Raw genomic sequence first — 19,396 nt, 5'->3', positions numbered from 1 at the left:
GTTAGACGGCGATTGCGCGCATTCGACGACTAAAAACGGGCATCGTTGCTGCGCATGCCTTAGCTGCCTAAGCTGTCCCGAGGCTGTTTCAGATCTGGCGAGCCTCGCCCGCAGGACTTGGCATCCTAACTTGACACCGATCAAAGCAAGCCCACTCCCAGTCCTTTACACTCCTCTACGTTGATCCCACCAAGATCCGAAAGAGGAATCCCGCATGTATACCCGCATTCTCATCCCCACCGACGGCTCGCAACTGGCCACCAAGGGACTGGATCATGGTTTGGCCTTGGCAAAGACCCTCGGGCTGCCTGTCACCGTCCTTTGCGTGACGGTGCCGCTCAGCGGCCTTGCGCTGCAGGGCGTCGTGCAGGGGCAGGCCTTGGAGAGCTATGACCAGGGCGTCAAGGAAGAGCTTGCAGCCACCGAACTGTTTGTCCGGCATAGGGCGGCTGAAGCGGGCGTGGTGGCCGAGTTCATCAACGAGACCGCCATTTCGGCGGCAACCGGCATCCTTGAGACCGCGCAGGCGCGCAACTGCGGCCTGATCGTCATCTCCTCGCATGGCCGCACCGGCATCGTCCGCATGGTCCTCGGCAGCCAGACGCAGGACGTGCTGGCAAAATCGACGATCCCGGTTCTGGTCGTGAAATAGCGGCTGCCACACCTATTGCACCGCGGCTGCAATCTGCGCGCACGGCATTTTGCCGGTGCCGGTGCCGGCGCTTGGTGCACCTCATCACACGCAAGCGACCCGTTTACGCACCGCTTACACCGCCATTTACCGTTACGTACTTACGCGCGTGCGCATAAAGCGAAAGGCTCCCCTCGCGTCGGCTGACGACGATCGAGATCCGGCGGCACCGGCCGCCCGGCACAAGGGAGCCCGCAATGTTGAACGATCCATCCGTGAGGAGTGCGTCATGACGAACTCACTCCCAAAGAAGCTGTTTTCGGCAACGATCGCGGTCGCGATGGCGCTGACATCAACCACCTTCCTCTCTCCGGCCAGAGCCCAGCAGGCAGCGCCGGCTGCCCCCGCTCCCGCAGCGGAATCTGCGGCCGCTCAGGACACATCCAAGCCCAATATCCTCGTCATCTTCGGCGACGATATCGGCCAGACCAATATCAGCGCCTATTCCTTCGGCCTGGTGGGCTACAAGACGCCGAATATCGACCGCATCGCCAAGGAAGGCATGATGTTCACGGACTATTACGCCGAGAACAGCTGCACGGCAGGGCGCTCGACCTTCATTACCGGGCAGGTTTGCCTGCGCACCGGCCTTTGCAAGGTTGGCATCCCCGGCGCGACCGTCGGGCTGCAGCCGCGTGACATCACCATCGCCCAGGCCCTCAAGCCGCTCGGCTACGCCACCGGCCAGTTCGGCAAGAACCATCTCGGCGACCGCGACGAGTTCCTGCCGACCAAGCACGGCTTCGACGAATTCTACGGCAACCTCTATCACCTGAACGCCGAGGAAGAGCCCGAGCGGCCCTACTATCCGAAGGGTGACGAGGAGTTCGTGCGGTCCAATGCGCCGCGCGGCGTCCTGAAGGCGTCGGCGGACGGCAAGATCGAGGATACGGGCGCGCTCACCACCAAGCGCATGGAAACCATCGACGACGAGACGACGTCTGCGGCCATAGATTTCATGGACCGGCAGGTCAAGGCCGGCAAGCCCTTCTTCACCTGGATGAACACGACCCGCATGCATGTCTTCACGCATGTCAGAGACTCGATGAAGGGCCAGAGCGGCATGCCGGGCAACGAATATGCCGACGGCATGGTCGAGCATGACGGCGACGTGGGCAAGCTCTTGAAGGCGCTCGACGACCTGAAGGTCGCCGACAACACGATCGTCGTCTACACGACCGATAACGGCCCCAACCAGTTCTCCTGGCCGGATGCAGCAACCACGGCGTTCCGCAGCGAAAAGGATACGAACTGGGAAGGCGCCTTCCGTGTTCCCGCGATGATCCGCTGGCCGGGCAAGATCAAGGCCGGCGAAGTGTCGAACGAGATGATGTCGGGTCTCGACTGGTTCCCGACCCTGGTCGCGGCTGCCGGCGACGGCGACATCAAGGAGAAGCTTGCGAAAGGCACCTCGATCGGCGGCAACCAGTTCAAGGTTCACCTCGACGGCTTCAACCAGCTTCCCTACCTCAAGGGAGAGCAACCGAAGTCCGCGCGTGACGAGTTCTTCTACTTCAACGACGACGGTGAACTCGTCGCCTATCGCTACGACAATTGGAAGATCGTCTTCTGCGAACAGCGGCAGCCGGGCGGCTTCGTGGTATGGGCCAATCCCTTCACTTGCCTGCGCGTACCGAAGGTGTTCAACCTCAGGATGGATCCCTACGAGCGCGCGGATGTCGTATCGGATCAATATTACGACTGGATGATGAAGAACGCTTATCTCGTGCAGTACGGCGTCTACAAGGTCGCTCCCTTCCTGCAGACGTTCCGCGAATACCCACCGAGCCAACGGCCTGCGAGCTTCAGCGTCGACCAGATGATTTCGGCGCTGATGAACTCGATCGACCAGGGTCCAGGCGCGAAATAGCGGCAAGCCGAATTACCGGGCGCGCCACGATCGCGCCCGGTACAGCATTCGATCGCGGAGCGCGGGACGGCGCCCCGGTATCCATGCGCCCCGCCAGCGTAAATTTACGCGCCCATTTACTGTTGCGTACTTACGCGCGCACGCGTGGATGGCCTCTAGTGCACAAGCAACAAGAGTGGAGTTCCACGCAATGAGACTTTTGGCGCTTGCCTTGACGCTCCTTCTTGCCACCCCTCTTGCCGCGGCCGACTATGGCGCCCGCAAGATTTTCGACGCAGAATTGGAACGCGCCGCCGTTGAGGCAGTGATTTGGGGCATGCCGGCCGTCAACTACGATCTCATGCGCCAGGAAATGCTGACCAAGACACCCGGGAAAGTCGGCGGCGTCATCTATTGGGGACGCCCGCCGGATTGGAAGAACCAGACGCTGACGCCCAATCCGGATGCGCTTTACTTCATGGTCTTTTTCACCACGAAGGACGGACCGGTCGTCCTCGATCTGCCCCCGGCCGATGGCCATGCCTCTTTCAACGGCAACATCGTGACGGCATGGCAGCTTCCGCTGGAGGATGCGGGTCTGCTTGGCGTCGACAAGGGCAAGGGCGCGAAGTTCGTTATCGTGCCTCCTGGCTTCACGGGCTCGGTGCCCGATGGCTTCACGCCCCTGAAATCCGAGGTCTATGGCGGCTACATGCTGTTTCGCTCCAATCTCGCCAGTCATTCCGACGCCGATGTGAATGCCTCCATCGCCTACGGCAAGAGGCTGAAGGTCTATCCGTTGTCGGCCGCCCAGAACCCGCCCGAGACCAGCTTCTCCGACGTGAAGGACATCATGTTCGATAGCACGATCAAATGGGATGCGAGCTTGTTCGAAAATCTCAACAGGGTTGTTCAGGAGGAGCCATGGATCGAGCGCGACAAGATCATGATCGACAAGTTGCGGACAATAGGCATCGAAAAGGGCAAGCCGTTCGCCAAGGACGCGCGCACCGAGCCATTGCTCGACAGGGCTGTGAAGGAAGCCCACGCCTTTCTCGCGGCCAGATATGACGCAGGCCTTCCGCCGTTCTTTTCCGACAAGAGCCGGTGGACCTACCCGGCCTATCCGAGCCTGATAAAGGCGGCCGCCTCGGACTTCAAGGAGCCGGACGCCTATCCAGTTGACGACCGCGGCGTCGCTTATCACTACGCCTATATCGGCATCAAACGACTGGGCGCCGGCCAGTTCTACTCCATCTCGATCCGAGACAAGGATGGCCGCGACTTCGATGGCGGAAAGTCCTATCGCCTGCGGGTTCCGCCCAACGTTCCCGTGCAGCAATACTGGTCCGTGACCGCCTACGACCGCGAGACCCATGCGCTTATCAAGAACATGCCTCGGGCCAGCCGCTCATCGCAGATCGCCGAGCTTGAGAAAAACGAAGACGGCTCCGTCGATCTCTACTTTGGCCCCAAGGCACCAAGGGGCAAGGATGCAAACTGGATCCCGACGGACGGGAAGCGCAAGTTCGAGCTGATGTTCCGGGCCTACGGGCCAACCGAGGAATTCTTCGCCAAGAAGTGGGTACTTCCCGACGTCGAAATCGTGAAGCATCGTTGAGGACAGAAACATGACGCTTGCATTCAGCGACACCATCGACATCGACGCAGCACCGGCCGGAATGCGCTGGATCGAGGGCGGCACCTTCACCATGGGCTCGGACCAGCACTATCCCGAGGAAGCGCCGGCGCATCCGGTGACGGTGGATGGCTTCTGGATCGACGAAACGCCCGTCACCAACCGCAAGTTCATGGAGTTCGTCAAGGCGACCGGCCATGTGACGATGGCGGAGAAGGCACCGGATGCACGCGACTATCCGGGCGCGCTGCCGCACATGCTGCGGGCCGGCTCCCTGCTCTTCACGCAGCCGAAGACGGTCAGCGGTACCGACATTTCGCAATGGTGGAGCTTCAAGTTCGGCGCCAACTGGCGGCGCCCGCTCGGCGGCATCAGCGACCTGCGCGGCAGGCTCGACCACCCGGTCGTCCACGTCGCATGGTCGGATGCGAAGGCCTATGCTGACTGGGCCGGCCTCGAGCTTGCCACCGAAGCGGAATGGGAATTCGCCGCGCGCGGTGGATCGGATTGCGAATATGCCTGGGGCGACGAGCTCTTGCCCGATGGCAAGGCGATGGCGAATACCTGGCAGGGCATCTTTCCGACACAGACGACAAAGGCCAAGGGCGAGGAGCGGACATCGGCGGTTCGCTCCTTCCCGCCCAATGGCTACGGTCTGTACGACATGATCGGCAATGTCTGGGAGTGGACATCCGACTACTGGACGACGCGCCATCCGGAGCCCGCCAAGCATTCCTGCTGCATCCCGAGCAACCCGCGCGGCGGCGATGCGGAGGCGAGCTACGATCCGCGCCTGCCCGATATCCGCATTCCGCGTCGTGTGCTGAAGGGCGGCTCGCATCTCTGCGCGCCCAATTACTGCCGCCGCTACCGCCCCGCCGCCCGCCACGCCGAGCCCGAGGATACATCGACGAGCCATGTCGGCTTCCGGTGCATCAAGCGGGTTGCGCGCAAGGGAGACGCGCGATGACCGCTATGGGAACCTTGCTGACCGCAGCCCGCGCCTGTCTCCTCGCCGTCACGCTGCTCGCTGCACCAGCCGCCACGCTAGCGCAGGAACCCTTGGCCTCGTGGAACGACACGCCTGCCCGGCAACGAATCATCGACTTCGTGAAGGCCACGACGACCGAGGGCGGCGACGGTTTCGTTGCTCCGGATGATCGCATCGCCGTCTTCGACAATGACGGCACGCTGTGGACCGAACAGCCCTTCTATATCCAACTCGGCTTCATGCTCGACCGGGTCAAGACGCTGGCGCCCGAACATCCCGAGTGGAAGACCAAGGGGCCCTTCGCCAGCATCCTGAACGGTGACGTCAAGGGCATAGCGCGGGGCGGCGAGATGGGGATGGTTGAACTCGGCATGGCAACGCATGCCGGCATGACGACGGATGAGTTCGAAAAGATCGTGACCGATTGGTTCGCGACCGCGAAACACCCGAAATCCGGCCGGCCCTACACCGAGATGACCTTTCTGCCGATGCGCGAGTTGCTGGACTATCTGCGCGCCAACGGCTTCACCACCTATATCGTCTCCGGCGGCGGCGTCGAGTTCATGCGGCCGGTGACCGAGAAGCTCTATGGCATCCCGCCGCAACAGGTCGTCGGCAGCACCATCGCCACTCAATATGCCATCGTCGACGATGTGCCGGTACTGAAGCGCCTGCCGAAGATCGATTTCATCGATGACGGCCCCGGCAAGCCCACAGGGATCAACAAGTTCATCGGCCGCAAGCCGATCTTCGTGGCCGGCAATTCCGATGGCGACTATGAGATGCTGCGTTGGGTCACGGCCAAAACACCCGGCTTCGCCCTCATCGTGCACCACACCGACGGCGCGCGCGAATATGCCTATGACCGCCAATCCGCCTTCGGCAAGCTCGACAAGGCCTTGGACGAGGCCGAACGCCGCAACTGGCTCGTCGTCGACATGAAGAACGACTGGAAGAAGGTCTTCGCCTTCGACCAGTGATCCAGGTAGTGTCGCGCGGTCTACTGCACCGCGACGGGCTTGGTGATCGACAACGGCATCGAGATCGTCAGAAACACAGAGTCTCCCTCCGCGCGGTTCTCGGCGGCGAACTCGTGGAAATATTTGATCCGCGCCGAGATCGGCAGCTCGCCGGCCTTGAAGTTCCAACCGATCGTCGCACCGATCGCCGCCACCCGTCCCTTGAACGGACCGAAGGCGCCCTCGCCGCTATCCCCCGTCAGCTGGTCGTAATAGTAGCCCACCAGACCCGCGTCGAACTGCTCGTTGAAATGCTGCACGGCCGCCCATTCGAAGTGAAACTCGGTGCCGGTGCGATAATTCGTGTCGGGGTTTTCGCCGTTGAAGGTCACGCCGATCGCCGCCGAAAGATCAAGCCCGATCTCCGGATCGAGCCATGTTCCGGCAGCGCTGACATCGGCACCCCAGCGATGGAAGGCGATGTTGGAAATCTCGCCATCCTGGTAGTCGCCGATCGGGATGTTGACGAGAACGCCCGTGGTCCAGTGGAAATTGCCGGCATCCCAGCCGAGCGTGCCGCTGACGAGCGGATCGCCAACGGTAAAGATCGTATCCTTCGTGGCGCCGGACAAGACGCCCCCACCAGGACCTGAGAGCGTCAGGTCGGCGATCGTCTCTTGCCAGCCGACAGGGATGGTCGCGCCAAGCCCGAGCCGGCCGCCCATCACTTCCTCAGGAATGACCCACATGACGGTCGGCGCCGCGAGCGCGGCCTTGCCCTCGACACCGACGGCGACGCGGCCACCGGTCGGAAGCTGCGTGCCACCACCGAGATTGCCGTTATAGAGCCAGATGTCGTTTTGAAGGTAGACGCCGGGTGGTGGGAGAATACCCGCAGCCGGGCCCTTGGAACCAAGCAGATAGAAGCCGGCACCGCGTTCGGCGGCGGTGGCCATGTGCGCGCAGGCCAGCATCGATGCGCCGGCAAGAAGCGCTCCGGTCAGAGATCTCAGTTTCATGCTCTTCCCCTCATTCGTCCCGCGGCAGGCCCTTCGCTACCTTGGAACCTTCAATCCCCCCACTCGCCGTCACAAGTACGCAACGGTAAATGCGCCCGTAAATCACTGCCCCGCAATGCTCGCGACGGCCTCGACGCTCGCGCCCGCCTTCCCCAGCCCCGTCTCCAGGCTGGCGACGAGATCAGCCCGAAGCTGCGCCATCTTCGCTGCCTGCCGGAAGGCCGCAATAAATGCCGCGCGATCAGTTGCCGCCTCCCCCAGACGCTGCGCCGCGCTATCCGCGCCGAGCTCGCCAAGCGAGGCAACGCGAATGGCGCGCGTCAGGATGTCGTTGCCGACGGCCTGCTCGGCGGCAAGCGACGCCGCCGACCACCGCGCGTTCCTGTAGGCTTCAAGCGCCAGCACCAACGAGGCGTCGCGCGGCGGCGTTTCCTCCATCGCCACGGCCTCCCGCGCAAGGTCGTTCGCCGCCTTGAAGTAGCCGGCGGCAAAGAGCACGAGACTGAGCGACGCGGCATTCGCCGAATTGTTGGGATTGAGCGCCATCGCCCTGTTTCCGGCATCGATCGCCGCATCCAGCCGTCCGCTGGCGAAACGCGCCGCCATCAGCGCCCCCTGCGCGCGATCGGAAAGGGGCGCAGTGGAAACCGCAGACTTCGCCATCTCAAGGGCTTGCGGAATGGTTGCGGTATCGCGGGCATAGAGCCGTGCCAGCATCGCGCTGGTGTCGGGATCTTGGGGATCACCCGCCAGCGTCCGCTCCAGGCATGCGCGCAGCCCGTCCACACCGCCGCCGCTTTCACTACCGTCGAGCATGAATTCGGCTCTTGCAACGCAAGCGTTGCCCAAGGAATCTGCCGGAGCCTCCCGGGCCTCGAGCGCGTTGATCACGCCGCGCGACGATGCGATCTGCCGCGCCACCGCGCCGGCGATCTCGAGCCTTATCGTCGCCGGCTCCTTGCCCTCGGTCTCGACCCGCTCCAATCCCGATTTGAGCAATGTCCCGCTCGCGGTATCGACAACCTGCCACCAGACGGAGCGATCATCGCTATCGGCGTAATATTTGAGGTCGACCTCATAGCCACGGCGCGACGGCTGCGTCGGCGATCCCGGCCTCGTCACCACGATCGTGCTGAAGGCGGATAGCGCAGTCAGCAGCGTGTCGCGGGCAACGCTCGCCTCGCCGGCCATGTCAGGCGAGGCCGCGCTCATCATGATGGTTACGGCAGGCTTCAGCGTCACGGCAGGACGGTCGATGGCTTTCCAACCAGCAGCGCCCGCAAGCACAAGCAGGCCGACGCACACAGCCGCCGGAACCCACCGTCGTGAGACCGACGGAAGCGACGACGGCACCACGGCGCGCCCTTCCGGCACGCCATCAGCAAACGCCGGATGAGGGAGACGCGCAAGCAGAGATGGCGCGACCGGTGCACCGCTGCTCACCGCCTCCTGCGGAAACAGCGCGACGTAGCTGCCCTTCGGAATATGGACGGAGACACCCAGTTCGGCGCCGAACACGGCATAGTAGCCGTCGAGCGCGGCTCTGAGACGGCTGATCTCGATCCTCACGATCGGATCGATGGATGCATCGAAATTGCTGGAGCGCCCGAGTACGTCAAGCGCGATGGAATAGGCTTTCACACCCTCGCGGCAACCCGCAAACCGCCGCTCGGCGAGATAGCGCAAGATATCGCGCTGCCGGTCCGATACCCTGAAGCGGCCGTCAGCGAGAAGCCGTTCGAGCTCCGCCTCCGCCTCTTCAAGGCTGACTTCACATGCCCTCTCACCGTGTACTTCAGCACTCATGGGCTGCCCCCCGATACGCACTGATCACTAAAGCAGAACATGAAAACTATCGCGCACTTAACATTAAGTTGCAATACGAAACGCTAACAAGCCCGATAAATGATAGATTTCGCGACAGTCGCGTCTCATTTTTGGATATGTGAATTCGTGCGCAGGATGTGCTGGGTTACATCCTCCTCGATGCCGGAACAGAGCCCTTCATATTCGCTGGTCCGCGCAAGGTCACCGCTCCGGCGAAACGTCTCAAGCGCGACGGCGGCGATTTCATAGGCCTCGAAGAGCTCGTCGAGATCACGCGACCGCAATGCTGCTGCTTGCAGCCCCGCGCGCAAACCGGGCAGCTTCAACATCAGCCGCGCCAGCCCTCGCCGCGCCGCATCGCTCGTCGTTCCTCCCGCCCCTCCCTGCCTGCTCATCGTCGTGAAGGCCTCCCCGCAAGGGTAATCGAGAAAGACTAGAGGGAGTGCCCCATCAGCGTAAGTACGCAACGGTAAACAACGCGACGTTACGCTGGCACGACAGGCCTGGCGCGCCACATAGGTCGATTTTTGCAGCGGGAAACGTCCATTCCCAATCAGGAAACGGATGGAATAAGCGGACCGGTCAGCCGAATAAACAGAGGCAGCGCGGACATCACTGCGGCTTGTCGGTTGGATCGGCGTCCTGAACACCGCCGCCGCCGCGCCCGGCCGGCTGCACGACACGCTGTTGCGCCGCCCCCACCCGGATCCACCATGTATTCGACAAGACGGGGGCTGCAAGCGCGCCGTCGTGCGGGTTGGGCTTGATGACGTCGCGGACGGAAATCATGGCGCCCGGCGGCGTGCGTCTGGGAGATTTCTCCTGCGCCAACAACGTGGGCGCCTGGCCGACGACCGCGGCGGCGATGACGAATGATGTGAGCGATACTGTCCTGTTGCACAGCATGAGCATTCATCCAGCGGGAGATGAAAAGGAGTGTAAGGCCGAAAGCCCGAGGAAGGGAAGTGGTCGCTGAAAATACTGTTGCCAACGGCTGGGCGACAATGCGAGATCGGTTGGTTTCGCCAGCACCTGCAGGCACCGACGACGAAGAGCAAGGACGCATTGAATGAAGACCAATCCGCCGCTGCCGATGGGCTATTCCGAACTGCCGCGTGGCAAGCTCGCCAATGTCGTGACGTGTCTCGAAATGCGCGAGAAGCCCGACGTCAGTGTCCCCGCCCCGGGCGCCCTTCGTTTCGAGCGCTGGCAGGCGCCATCACTCGACGACTATCGCAAGCTGTTCCGCGAAGTCGGTGAGAATTGGCTCTGGCTGTCGCGGCTGATCATCAGTGACGAAAAGCTTACAGCGATCATCCATGATCCCGATGTCGAGATTTACGTGATCCTGTCGGAAGAAGGCCGCCGGATCGGTCTGCTCGAGCTCGATTTTCGCGAGCCCGGCGAATGCGAGCTGGTGTTCTGCGGCCTCGTTCCCGATGCGATCGGCCAGGGCGCCGGGAAGCTGCTGATCACCCAGGCGGTTGCGCGGGCATGGGCACGGCCGATCAACCGCTTCTGGCTGCACACCTGCCACTTCGATCATCCGTCGGCGATCTTCTTCTACCAGAAAGCCGGTTTCAAGCCCTATGCCTTGCTGGTGGAGGTGATCGACGATCCGCGCCTCTCCGGCCATATGCCGGAGACTGCGGCTCCGCACGTTCCCCTGCTTCGCCCCTGACTGGGAGACCGATCAGGCCACGAAACCGTATCACTAGCGATCGTAGCGCCGGCGCATCTCGGCCGCCGCCAAAGGCAGAGCGGCACTTGCGACCGCGCCGAGCGGCAATCGCCGCAGCAATCTGGTCGCGACAAAGGTGAAGGCCATGGCGCCGGCAAGCTTCGCCCATGGGTAAGACCCGAGCTGCTCGTGGGCGCTGGCATCCGCCCATCTGGCATTGGCGCTGACAACCGTGCCCGCCTGCTCGCGGATGACGTGGAGCCGGGCGCGCAGATTGTCGACCTCCTCCTGAAGCCGCCGCAGCGATCCTTCCTCGTCGAGCATGTCTTCATCGGCCACGTGATCGTCTTCGAGCACGTAGTCGGCCGGCGGTCCTTGCTGGCCCTCTTCGGCGGGCGCGTCGGCCTCCAGCGCAGCCAGATGCTCCTGCAATGCGGCCTCCGTCTCAAGACCGTCTACCTTGCCTTTCTTGCCGCCCACGGCCTCGCTGGTCTTCATCGACCCAGCCGAAGACGCGGCGACTGCCGGGTGCTCGCGAAGTTCGTCAGCCGCGATAAACACGTCGGTCTTCCCCGCTTCGTGATCGGGATGGGACACCTCGACATCGACGCTGTCAGCAAGCTCGAGCGCCTGCTCCGCATTCATGATACCCACCGCCACGCGCCCTTCCTCGGAGGTGACGGCGACTTCGACGATGGGGGGCTTCGACTTCTTTTTCATCCCAGTCTTTTTTTCCATGCAAAGTCTCCTTTGGCAGGGAAACACCTGCGGGACTCGATGGGTTCCATGACAGCTCAATCAAATTCGCTGCGACAGACCATCTCTGGAACGCAGGCCTCCCAATCCCCATATATGTCTGGACCACGGAGCAGATATCGCCACGAACCGCGATCCGCCTTCCGCGATAACCCAGACAATGGATTGGAGACAAAGGATGGCTCAAGCCACACGAGCGGCTGCGTCCGAAGGACCCTATGATGCGGTCACGCTTGCCAAGAAGCACCGCATTTCGGTCGAGGATGCCAAGAAAATCATCGAACAATACGGCGACGATCGCAAGGCGTCCGACAAGGCCGCGCGCCGCATCGCCGCCTGATATGCAAAGCGGCGGCCAGGAACCCGGCCGCCGCACACGTTAAAAATAGCTATTAAATAACAATAGATTGCCGCCGATTGCGGAATCACATCGCCAAGCGCTTCAACAAGCGCTCGAAGTGATCAGCAAGACCTCAATCGAAACGCAGCTTGCTTTTCTGCTGCCCGGCATCGTCGAAATTCTCGAGGTCGAGCCACGCCTCGTAGCCGGCCTTCAGCCTCGGCCAGTCGGCATCGATCATCGCGAACCATGCCGTATCGCGGTTCTTGCCCTTGGCCACCATATGCTGGCGAAACACGCCTTCGAAGGTGAAGCCGAAACGCTCAGCCGCCTTCTTCGATGGCTCGTTCGAATTGTTGCATTTCCATTCGAAACGGCGATAGCCGAGCTTGTCGAAGGCGAGCTTCGCGAAGAGATAGAGCGCCTCGGTGGTGACGCGGCTGCGTGCGATCGCCGGTCCCCACAAGATGTTGCCGATCTCGATCACCCCATGCGTGGCATCGATGCGCATCAGCGCCTGACGCCCCTCGGCCCGGCCGGTGCGCTTGTCGATGACGGCGAAGAACATTGGATCCGCCGACACCTCGGCCTTCTCCAGCCACGTTGTGAAGGCTGCCATGTCGGCGGGAGCGTCCTCGAAGAGATAGCGGAAGCGATCGTCAGCGCCCGGTTGCTGCGCCGAGGCGAGCAGGTCTCGCCCATGGCGGCCGGCATCGAGCGGCTCGAGCCTGACATAGCGTCCTTCGAGAGCAATACGCTCCGGGCGCTCCACGCCCTTCCAGTTCGAGAGATCCATCGAAAATTCCCCATTGTCGACATCAAGCGGCCTTGCCTCCTCGGCTGAGGAAACCGCTGTACGGATATGCTGTTTTAGAGTCTGGCGAATTACTTGGCGAGGTCTAATTTGGCCCACGGCGATCTCAGGACCGCCGCCGTCACAGCGGGGGAAGAAGCGTGAAGAGCTCCTGGGCGCGGTTGACGCCACGCAGCGCGTGCTGGCCGATCGACATCAGGTCCATCTGCGTCGAGGGAACGATCGCCGCGAAGCTTGCCGACATCAGCACCTTGCGCTGCAGCGATCGACAGAGCGACACGATGCGGCTGACCTCGTTGACGGCAGGGCCGATGACCGTGAAGTCGAGACGGTCCTTGCTGCCGATATTGCCGTAGAACACGTCGCCCATATGCAGGCCGAGATAGACATCGGTGACCGGCCGGCCCTCGATGCGGCGCTGCGCGGTCAGGTCGGAAAGCCGCTTGTCGAGCAGCGTCCGCGCCTTCAGCGCCGAAAGACAGGCGTCGCTCGGCTTCTCTCCCTTGAAGATCGCAAGCGTTCCGTCGCCCATCAGTTTCAACACCTCGCCGCCGGCCTCCTGCACCGAGGAGATCACCGCATCGGCATAGTCGTTGAGCATCGGAATGATCTCTTCCGGATCGACCGTGTCGGAGATGTGGGTGAAATTGGCGAGGTCGGAAAACCAGAGTGCCGCCGAAATCCTGTCACTGCGCCCGCGTGTGATCTTGCCGTGCAGCACCTGGTTCGCGGCATCGTCGCCGAGATAGACCTTGGCGATCGTTCCGGCAACGCCGCTGACGGTCACGCATTTGACCGCCAGTGCCAGGCAGGGGAGCAGCTCGCGCAACGCCGCCAGATCGGACGCTGAAAAGCCGGCGGCGGCCCGGGTGGCGAAATGCGAGAAGAAGCAGTCGATCTCGCCGATCGCCCCCTGATCGCCGAAACGATGGGCCATGGCGACAAAGTCGGTGAAACCGGCGGCTTTCAATTCGTCCAGAAGGTAGAAATCGGCAGCGTCGCCGTGGAGGAAAGAGCGGCGAACCTCGTTGGCGTCTTCGAGCTCAAGATAATGAAACGCCGAGCGCAGCCAGTTGTCGGCGAAATTGCCCGCCCCGGCGACGCCGTAGGCGGAGATGCGCTCCACGGCCAGACAGGAATCCCACCGGAACGCGCGACCTTCATAGAGCGGATGAAGCGTATCGATGACGGCGACCGACCGGCCGATCGGCAGGCCGTTCGCAACGCAACGCTCGCAGAAGCCGTCGAGCAGGTCGGCTTCGGACAGGCCTTTCAGCCCGCTTTGCATCAGCCATGTGGTGATTTCGATGACGTGGCGATCGTCCACGGGTGTCTCCTGATCCCGGATCATTGAGAGTATCCGGGCATTCGTAGGTTCAGGCATGCGCGGACGGGCTTAATCCGCGCATGCCTCGTTACGGCCCTTGAAGGACCCGTGGGCCGTAACGTGTTGAGTCATGCGCAAGGCGCCGAACAGGCTGCCTCACGCGACTGGTGGATCACTCGATGATCGTGACGCTTGCCGTGCGACCGGCGACCAGCGCCGCACCGCCGGGCTCTCCATCAAGCGTCACCCGAACCGGCACGCGTTGCGCCAGGCGAACCCAGGTGAAAGTCGGGTTCACATTGGCAAGCTGGGCACCCGTATCGCTGCGCTCGCGGTCTTCTATGCCGCCCGCAACACCGGTGACGCGACCCTTGAGCGGCGTCTCGCTTCCCATCAGGTAGACCAGCGCTTCATCGCCGACCTTGATGCGATCGAGCTTGTTCTCCTCGAAGTAGCCGGAGATGTAGTAGGAGTCGGTATCGATCAGCGCCGTCACGGCACTGCCCGCTGTCACGTAATTGCCGGGACGCATCGAGAAGTTGGTGAGCACGCCGTTGACGGGCGCGCGCACGACCGAGCGGTCGAGGTTGAGTTGCGCGGTGTCGCGGCTGATGACGGCCTGGTTATAGGTCGCCTCGTCCTGCTGAACCGTGGTCTCCGCCTGCTGGATCTTCTGCCGGGTGACCGAGTTGTCGCCGAGCTTGCGGTAGAGATCGAGATCGCTCTTGGCCATGTCGAGCGCAGCCTTGCTGCTCTCCATCTGTGCCTCGGCCTGGCGCAGCGCCAGAGCAAAGCGAGCCTGGTCGATGCGGAAGATCACGTCGCCCTTCTTGACCGTCTGGTTGTCGGTCGCATCGACTTCGCTGACGATGCCGGAGACGTCGGCCGCCAGGTGAACGACGTCGGCGCGGACCTTGCCGTCACGCGTCCACGGATCGTTCATGTAGTAGTCCCAGAGATGCCAGCCCAGCACACCCGCCAGCGCCACGACGACGCCGGTCAGAAGGAAGCGGCCGGAATAAGCGAGAAGCGATTTCATAGTGACACCTTGTTCAAAGATAGCGCGAGCGCGCCGAGCAGGCAGAAATACATGGCCGTATCGAAGAGTGGCCGGTGCCACACGAGACGATAGAATCCGATGAAGGCCAGGATTCGCCGCAGGATGGAGTTGAGAAAGAAGGCAGCAACGGCGATTGCCGCCAGCGTTGGTATGAAGACGCCATAAAGATCGAGTTCCGGTCTCATGCCGCATTCTCCTTTGCGAGTTGTCCGTCGGCCTGCATGGTCGCGTCAGGCATCACGAAGCGCGCATCCGGAAAAAGATTGTAGCGAAGCGACGTGATGGCCCGGCGTGCGCCCTCAACGGCCGACGACGGATTTTGGTGAAGAAGGTCGACCAACGAGGTATCGATCGCCTTCAGGAGGCCCTCGCCCGGCTGAGCGTGGCCATGCTTTTGCTTTTGCTGATAGAGCCCGGCAATTCCCGAGAGAACCTCATCGACATCCTTTCGGCTGTCGCGGGTCAAGAGTTGACGGTGGCGCTGCAGTTCCATCGTGTTCAGGCCATTGCGCAGATCGCCAAGAATGTCGTTCTGGGCGACGGCGGATTCGACGGGAATGTGCGCCAGGCGCGGCGCAACCAGGCCGAAACGGTCTACCATGCGGTAGAGCAACCGCGCGAAGTCGGGCGCATCCGACTTGCGTGCGACGGCGACGATATCCGCCCAGCCGGCACGCAGCACACGATAGGCCGTCCACTCGGCGCCGACCGAGCGCACCAGCACCGTGGTTCCGCAGGCAATGACCAGACCGATCACCATCGCCAGATTGGAATTCAGGAACGAACTCAGGTCGAGGTTCAAGCGGTCTTGCAGGGCCAGCATGTTCGGAAAGTTGACGCCGAAACCGAGGCCGTAAATCATCAGCGAGGGCTTGGTCATCAATACACCCGCTGGAATAAGCACTAGCCCAAGGGCCGCGGCCAACGCGACATAGCCATGAACGAGCGGCAACAGGCCGAACTGAAAGACGAAGGCAACAGCCACCGCGAAGATCGATATATAGACGAACTTCAGCATCATCGGCGCCGGATCGTCCATCGTAGCGAAGATGCAGCAGAGCACACCCGCCATCATCGCTGCGGCGGCGCCCTGTGACCAGCCGGTGAAAATCCAGAGTGCGGCCGCGATAAAGGTCGCCAGCATCACAGAGAGACCCGAATGGATCGCCATGCCGTAGTCGCGGTGGATCGGCGCGCGGTCGAAGAGCGTACCGAAACGCTGCCAGCGCAGCTCGCGGCGGCCGCCGGTCTCTATGTCCTCGCGCAGCGCAAGACAGTCGCTCCAGATCTGCAAGAGGTCGCGCAGGCGGGAGGTGAAATTATGAGCGAGAAGACCGTCCCACTCCTGCTGCTCGCGGCCTTCCTGCTCGGCCTTTGCCATCAGCGCCAGAATTTCCTGCCGCTCGACCTCGCCGTAGGAGGCCTCGTGCGACAGCAATTCGGTCACGCGGCCGATCAGTTCGTTGGCCGATGGGGTCAGCTTGCCGTCGGTCGCCTTGCGGAAGGCGTGAAGAAGATCGGCAAGACCGGAAACGACGGGCAGCATGGCGACCATGCGCTGCTGCAGCGTGCGTGTGCGTCCGACCATGTCGCGAAGGCCCGATGTGTCGTAGGCGACGTGCGTGGTGAAGCTGTGCAGATCGACGGCGTCGGCCGCCAGCCTGCGGGCGGCGGCGTGAAGCGCGTCGCTCTTGTCGGTGCTGTTGAGCGTGCTGGTTGCGAGCGCGGCGACATCTCGAACCCAGCTGTCGATGCGCTCGGCAAGAACGGGTCCGGCATGGCGCGGAAATACCAGACGGCTGACAAGCGCCGCACATATGATGCCGAGCGCGATTTCCTCGACGCGAGCGACGGGATAGGTGAATGCGGTCTCGGGACTGGCGACGATCGGAAAGCTGGTGAGCGCGGTAGTGTAGCCCGCCAGCATGAAGGAATAGCTGCGCGGCGTGCGGTCGAGCAGGCTGACCGCGAGACAGAACGCCATCCAGAGCGCGATCGCCAGCGTCAGAAGCTCGGGCGAATCGACGAGATTGGGCACGAGTATGATGGTCATGGCGCCGCCGATAGCGGTACCGATAAGGCGATAGATTGCCTTCGACGTGCTCGCGCCCGAAAGAGGGTGCGCCACGATGTAGACCGTGCCGACGGCCCAGTACGGGTTCGTCAGATCGAAGCAAAGCGCGATAAGAAGCGCCAGCATTGCCGCGATGAAGGTCTTGATGGAGAAAACGACATCCCAGATGCTTGGGGCGATCGTGTTATGGCTGCTCGTCATTATCCTGCGTTCCGGTTATCGCCGCGGTTCGATCCGCGACGGCGCGCAAAACCTCGATAGCGGCATCGACCTGTTCGGGATCGAGATCGCCAAGGATTTGCTCTCGCAACTTCGCCGCACAACGTTCGGCGCGCTCGGCGACCGCTGTGCCCTCTCCGGTAAGCTGCACCAGCTTGATCCTGCGGTCCGCCTCATCGGCGACCCGGCAGATCAAGCCATCATTCTCCAAACTGTCGAGTACGCGCACCAGCGTGGGGCCTTCCACGCCCACCCGTTCGGCCAGCACATTCTGTGGAATCCGGTCGCCATGGCGCAGCAGCGCGATAAGCGGTGCGGCACTGGCGTCGGAAAGTTTGTGGTCGGTCAAAGCGGCGTTCAGCGCTCGGCGCCATCCACGCCCGCAGATCATCAGCAACGGTGCGAACTCGGTCCAGGTCTTCTTCATGTTCGTTGTCATGGAATTAGATAACATCCTATTGATTTGAATTCAATGATATTGGTGCATAGCTGCCATTCGATAGTTAGCGAACTCTTATCCGCCCATTGTCTGGTGATCCCCCTCTCAACGCGCCGAGCCCCCTCCTCGCGAAGCTTGCCATGCGACTTTGCCGTGCAACATGGAAAGTAAAAATTAACCATAAGCGATAATAGATTGTTAGCGAACCGCCTTGCGGTCGTTGCCTATGGAGATTTCATGCGCCGCATTGCAATTCTTGCCGGATTATCCGTCCTCGCGGGCTGTGTGAGTGGCCCGGATCATGTTCCCCCGGAGATGCCCCTCCCGGCCAAGTTCAATGAAGGCTCGGCCAAGGCCGACGGCGACGTCTCGACGGTCGCGTGGTGGACCGCCTATCGCGACACCCGCCTGAACGGACTGGTCACCGAGGGCCTCAGCGAGAACCTGTCGATCCAGCAGTCGCTGGAGCGCATCAATGCGGCTGCCGGTAACGTCACCGTGGCTGGCGCTGGTTCGCTGCCGAGCCTGACGGTCGGCGCATCGCACACCACCAGCGGCACGCTCGGCGATCTCTCCACCCGCAACGGCGCCACCAACACGAGCGGCGGCAGCGCCAATGTCGGCTGGCTGCTCGACCTGTTCGGCCAGTATCGCCGTTCCAAGGAAAGCGCCCAGGCTTCGCTCGACGCCGCCTACTCGACCGCCGACGTCGCCAAGCTCACCTATCTCCAGGATCTGGTGAACTCCTACATCAACGCCCGCTACTTCCAGGAGCGCATCGCGCTCTCCAAGGCCAACCTGAAATCGCGCCAGGAAACCTACGAGCTGACCAAGTTCCAGCTCGATGCCGGTGCAGCCTCGCGTCTCGACGTCGTGCAGGCCGAGGGTCTGGTACAGTCGACCCAGGCTGAAATCCCGGGTCTGGAAACCAACTTCCGCGTTGCCGCCCACCACATCGCCACCTTGCTCGGCAAGCCGGCCGGCTCGATGGTCGCCGAACTGCAGCGCGGCGGCTCGCAGCCGGTCTTCCGTGCCGGCATCGTCTCCGGCGTTCCGGCCGACCTGATCCGCAATCGTCCCGACATCCGCGTCGCCGAGCGCAATCTGGCCGCTGCCACCGCCAATATCGGCGTGGCCATCAGCCAGCTCTATCCGACGATCTCGCTCTCCGGCTCGATCTCGCCCACCTACGTCAAGGCGGCCGGCGTTTCCGGCGGCGGCCTGACCAGCTGGTCCTTCGGCCCGACGCTGACGCTGCCGATCTTCGACGGTGGCCGCCTGCGCGCCAATGTCGATATCGCCAAGTCTGACGCCAAGACCCAGTATCTTGCCTGGAAGCAGGCGGTTCTGCAGGCGGTCGAGGAAGTGGAAAACGCGCTGTCGGCGGTTCGCCGCGATGCGCAGACGGTTGCCGCACTCCGCGCCCAGGTCAAGACGACCCAGGAAACGCTGGATCTGTCGACCGCCAGCTACAAGGACGGCGCCTCCTCGCTGCTCGACGTTCTCGACGCCCAGCGTCAGGTCTCGCTCGCCCAGGCAAGCCTGGCCGCAGCCGTCCAGCAGATGGCCACCGACTACGTCGCCCTCAACGTCGCCATCGGCGGCGGCTACAACCCGGGTGGCAACACCGCCCCGGTCAAGGTTGCCGCAAAGACAAACTGAGACGACGACAGCAATTGAGAAAAAGCCCCGGTTCGCCGGGGCTTTTTTG

The 19,396-nt window shown here is 62.5% G+C and carries 19 protein-coding genes; 8 read left to right on the top strand and 11 right to left on the bottom strand.

Annotated features, from left to right (window positions below; all coding sequences use genetic code 11):
* Positions 1-214: 214 nt before the first annotated feature.
* The 5 genes from B3605_RS14370 (at position 215) to B3605_RS14350 (ending at position 6,150) form a co-directional block, all read left to right on the top strand.
* Positions 215-652, top strand: a complete 438-nt coding sequence (locus tag B3605_RS14370) for a universal stress protein (protein WP_112943862.1) — start codon at positions 215-217, stop codon at positions 650-652.
* A 268-nt stretch (positions 653-920) separates the two neighbouring features.
* Positions 921-2,561, top strand: coding sequence for an arylsulfatase (locus B3605_RS14365; RefSeq protein ID WP_112943861.1), 1,641 nt, complete (start codon positions 921-923; stop codon positions 2,559-2,561).
* 190 nt (positions 2,562-2,751) lie between these two features.
* Entirely contained in the window at positions 2,752-4,161 is a 1,410-nt protein-coding gene (locus B3605_RS14360) for a DUF1254 domain-containing protein (protein WP_112974438.1), read from the top strand.
* A gap of 10 nt (positions 4,162-4,171) precedes the next feature.
* Positions 4,172-5,149, top strand: coding sequence for a formylglycine-generating enzyme family protein (locus B3605_RS14355; RefSeq protein WP_112943859.1), 978 nt, complete (start codon positions 4,172-4,174; stop codon positions 5,147-5,149).
* Positions 5,146-6,150 (top strand): HAD family hydrolase, encoded by a 1,005-nt coding sequence (locus tag B3605_RS14350; RefSeq protein WP_183796191.1) that lies wholly within the window; start codon positions 5,146-5,148, stop codon positions 6,148-6,150. Before B3605_RS14355 ends, B3605_RS14350 begins: the two co-directional genes overlap by 4 nt.
* A gap of 20 nt (positions 6,151-6,170) precedes the next feature.
* On the opposite strand, the gene B3605_RS14345 is transcribed toward B3605_RS14350, so the two are convergent.
* The 4 genes from B3605_RS14345 to B3605_RS14330 form a co-directional block, all read right to left on the bottom strand.
* Positions 6,171-7,148 carry a SphA family protein gene (locus B3605_RS14345; protein ID WP_112943858.1) on the bottom strand — a complete coding sequence of 326 codons (978 nt, stop codon included), beginning with the start codon at positions 7,146-7,148 and terminating at the stop codon, positions 6,171-6,173.
* A gap of 102 nt (positions 7,149-7,250) precedes the next feature.
* On the bottom strand, positions 7,251-8,954 hold the full coding sequence (locus tag B3605_RS14340; protein WP_112943857.1) for a tetratricopeptide repeat protein: 1,704 nt from the start codon (positions 8,952-8,954) through the stop codon (positions 7,251-7,253).
* 125 nt (positions 8,955-9,079) lie between these two features.
* Positions 9,080-9,304 (bottom strand): hypothetical protein, encoded by a 225-nt coding sequence (locus B3605_RS14335; RefSeq protein ID WP_296434608.1) that lies wholly within the window; start codon positions 9,302-9,304, stop codon positions 9,080-9,082.
* 283 nt (positions 9,305-9,587) lie between these two features.
* Entirely contained in the window at positions 9,588-9,881 is a 294-nt protein-coding gene (locus B3605_RS14330) for a hypothetical protein (protein WP_112943855.1), read from the bottom strand.
* A gap of 163 nt (positions 9,882-10,044) precedes the next feature.
* Here B3605_RS14330 and B3605_RS14325 point away from each other — a divergent pair, with 163 nt between their 5' ends.
* Entirely contained in the window at positions 10,045-10,656 is a 612-nt protein-coding gene (locus tag B3605_RS14325) for a GNAT family N-acetyltransferase (protein ID WP_112943854.1), read from the top strand.
* A 33-nt stretch (positions 10,657-10,689) separates the two neighbouring features.
* On the opposite strand, the gene B3605_RS14320 is transcribed toward B3605_RS14325, so the two are convergent.
* Positions 10,690-11,394, bottom strand: coding sequence for a hypothetical protein (locus tag B3605_RS14320; RefSeq protein ID WP_296434604.1), 705 nt, complete (start codon positions 11,392-11,394; stop codon positions 10,690-10,692).
* Between the two features lie 196 nt (positions 11,395-11,590).
* On the opposite strand from B3605_RS14320, the gene B3605_RS14315 reads away from it, so the two are divergent.
* Positions 11,591-11,752: a hypothetical protein gene (locus B3605_RS14315; RefSeq protein ID WP_183796193.1), complete on the top strand. Its 162-nt coding sequence runs from the start codon at positions 11,591-11,593 to the stop codon at positions 11,750-11,752.
* Positions 11,753-11,885: 133 nt separating this feature from the next.
* Here the strand turns inward: B3605_RS14315 and B3605_RS14310 are convergent, their stop codons facing one another.
* The 6 genes from B3605_RS14310 to B3605_RS14285 all read right to left on the bottom strand — a co-directional run bounded on the left by B3605_RS14310 (position 11,886) and on the right by B3605_RS14285 (position 17,673).
* Positions 11,886-12,548 (bottom strand): GNAT family N-acetyltransferase, encoded by a 663-nt coding sequence (locus tag B3605_RS14310; protein WP_112943853.1) that lies wholly within the window; start codon positions 12,546-12,548, stop codon positions 11,886-11,888.
* A 139-nt stretch (positions 12,549-12,687) separates the two neighbouring features.
* Positions 12,688-13,893: an adenylate/guanylate cyclase domain-containing protein gene (locus B3605_RS14305; RefSeq protein ID WP_112943912.1), complete on the bottom strand. Its 1,206-nt coding sequence runs from the start codon at positions 13,891-13,893 to the stop codon at positions 12,688-12,690.
* A gap of 172 nt (positions 13,894-14,065) precedes the next feature.
* A complete protein-coding gene (locus B3605_RS14300) occupies positions 14,066-14,932 on the bottom strand; it encodes an HlyD family secretion protein (protein WP_112943852.1) in 867 nt (288 codons plus the stop codon).
* Positions 14,929-15,138 carry a DUF1656 domain-containing protein gene (locus tag B3605_RS14295; protein ID WP_018897209.1) on the bottom strand — a complete coding sequence of 70 codons (210 nt, stop codon included), beginning with the start codon at positions 15,136-15,138 and terminating at the stop codon, positions 14,929-14,931. The genes B3605_RS14300 and B3605_RS14295 overlap by 4 nt, the downstream gene beginning before the upstream one ends.
* A complete protein-coding gene (locus B3605_RS14290) occupies positions 15,135-17,228 on the bottom strand; it encodes an FUSC family protein (RefSeq protein ID WP_112943851.1) in 2,094 nt (697 codons plus the stop codon). The genes B3605_RS14295 and B3605_RS14290 overlap by 4 nt, the downstream gene beginning before the upstream one ends.
* The gene (locus B3605_RS14285) at positions 17,212-17,673 is read right to left on the bottom strand and encodes a MarR family winged helix-turn-helix transcriptional regulator (protein WP_183796194.1); all 462 of its coding nucleotides are present in this window, start codon (positions 17,671-17,673) and stop codon (positions 17,212-17,214) included. The genes B3605_RS14290 and B3605_RS14285 overlap by 17 nt, the downstream gene beginning before the upstream one ends.
* A gap of 249 nt (positions 17,674-17,922) precedes the next feature.
* On the opposite strand from B3605_RS14285, the gene B3605_RS14280 reads away from it, so the two are divergent.
* Positions 17,923-19,347, top strand: a complete 1,425-nt coding sequence (locus tag B3605_RS14280) for an efflux transporter outer membrane subunit (RefSeq protein ID WP_296434597.1) — start codon at positions 17,923-17,925, stop codon at positions 19,345-19,347.
* Positions 19,348-19,396: the final 49 nt, after the last annotated feature.

The organism is Rhizobium sp. UBA1881 (assembly GCF_002338015.1).
In the GTDB taxonomy this organism is placed as follows: domain Bacteria; phylum Pseudomonadota; class Alphaproteobacteria; order Rhizobiales; family Rhizobiaceae; genus Rhizobium.
This window is presented reverse-complemented; position numbering and strand designations above follow the sequence as displayed.

Excerpts from the sequence above, each read along its gene's own strand:
- B3605_RS14310 (WP_112943853.1), bottom strand. The coding sequence starts at position 12,548 with ATGGATCTCTCGAACTGGAAGGGCGTGGAGCGCCCGGAGCGTATTGCT.
- B3605_RS14280 (WP_296434597.1), top strand. The coding sequence starts at position 17,923 with ATGCGCCGCATTGCAATTCTTGCCGGATTATCCGTCCTCGCGGGCTGT.
- B3605_RS14355 (WP_112943859.1), top strand. The coding sequence starts at position 4,172 with ATGACGCTTGCATTCAGCGACACCATCGACATCGACGCAGCACCGGCC.
- B3605_RS14325 (WP_112943854.1), top strand. The coding sequence starts at position 10,045 with ATGAAGACCAATCCGCCGCTGCCGATGGGCTATTCCGAACTGCCGCGT.
- B3605_RS14330 (WP_112943855.1), bottom strand. The coding sequence starts at position 9,881 with ATGCTGTGCAACAGGACAGTATCGCTCACATCATTCGTCATCGCCGCC.
- B3605_RS14360 (WP_112974438.1), top strand. The coding sequence starts at position 2,752 with ATGAGACTTTTGGCGCTTGCCTTGACGCTCCTTCTTGCCACCCCTCTT.
- B3605_RS14320 (WP_296434604.1), bottom strand. The coding sequence starts at position 11,394 with ATGGAAAAAAAGACTGGGATGAAAAAGAAGTCGAAGCCCCCCATCGTC.
- B3605_RS14370 (WP_112943862.1), top strand. The coding sequence starts at position 215 with ATGTATACCCGCATTCTCATCCCCACCGACGGCTCGCAACTGGCCACC.
- B3605_RS14365 (WP_112943861.1), top strand. The coding sequence starts at position 921 with ATGACGAACTCACTCCCAAAGAAGCTGTTTTCGGCAACGATCGCGGTC.
- B3605_RS14315 (WP_183796193.1), top strand. The coding sequence starts at position 11,591 with ATGGCTCAAGCCACACGAGCGGCTGCGTCCGAAGGACCCTATGATGCG.
- B3605_RS14300 (WP_112943852.1), bottom strand. The coding sequence starts at position 14,932 with ATGAAATCGCTTCTCGCTTATTCCGGCCGCTTCCTTCTGACCGGCGTC.
- B3605_RS14345 (WP_112943858.1), bottom strand. The coding sequence starts at position 7,148 with ATGAAACTGAGATCTCTGACCGGAGCGCTTCTTGCCGGCGCATCGATG.
- B3605_RS14335 (WP_296434608.1), bottom strand. The coding sequence starts at position 9,304 with ATGTTGAAGCTGCCCGGTTTGCGCGCGGGGCTGCAAGCAGCAGCATTG.
- B3605_RS14285 (WP_183796194.1), bottom strand. The coding sequence starts at position 17,673 with ATGAAGAAGACCTGGACCGAGTTCGCACCGTTGCTGATGATCTGCGGG.
- B3605_RS14290 (WP_112943851.1), bottom strand. The coding sequence starts at position 17,228 with ATGACGAGCAGCCATAACACGATCGCCCCAAGCATCTGGGATGTCGTT.
- B3605_RS14340 (WP_112943857.1), bottom strand. The coding sequence starts at position 8,954 with ATGAGTGCTGAAGTACACGGTGAGAGGGCATGTGAAGTCAGCCTTGAA.
- B3605_RS14350 (WP_183796191.1), top strand. The coding sequence starts at position 5,146 with ATGACCGCTATGGGAACCTTGCTGACCGCAGCCCGCGCCTGTCTCCTC.
- B3605_RS14295 (WP_018897209.1), bottom strand. The coding sequence starts at position 15,138 with ATGAGACCGGAACTCGATCTTTATGGCGTCTTCATACCAACGCTGGCG.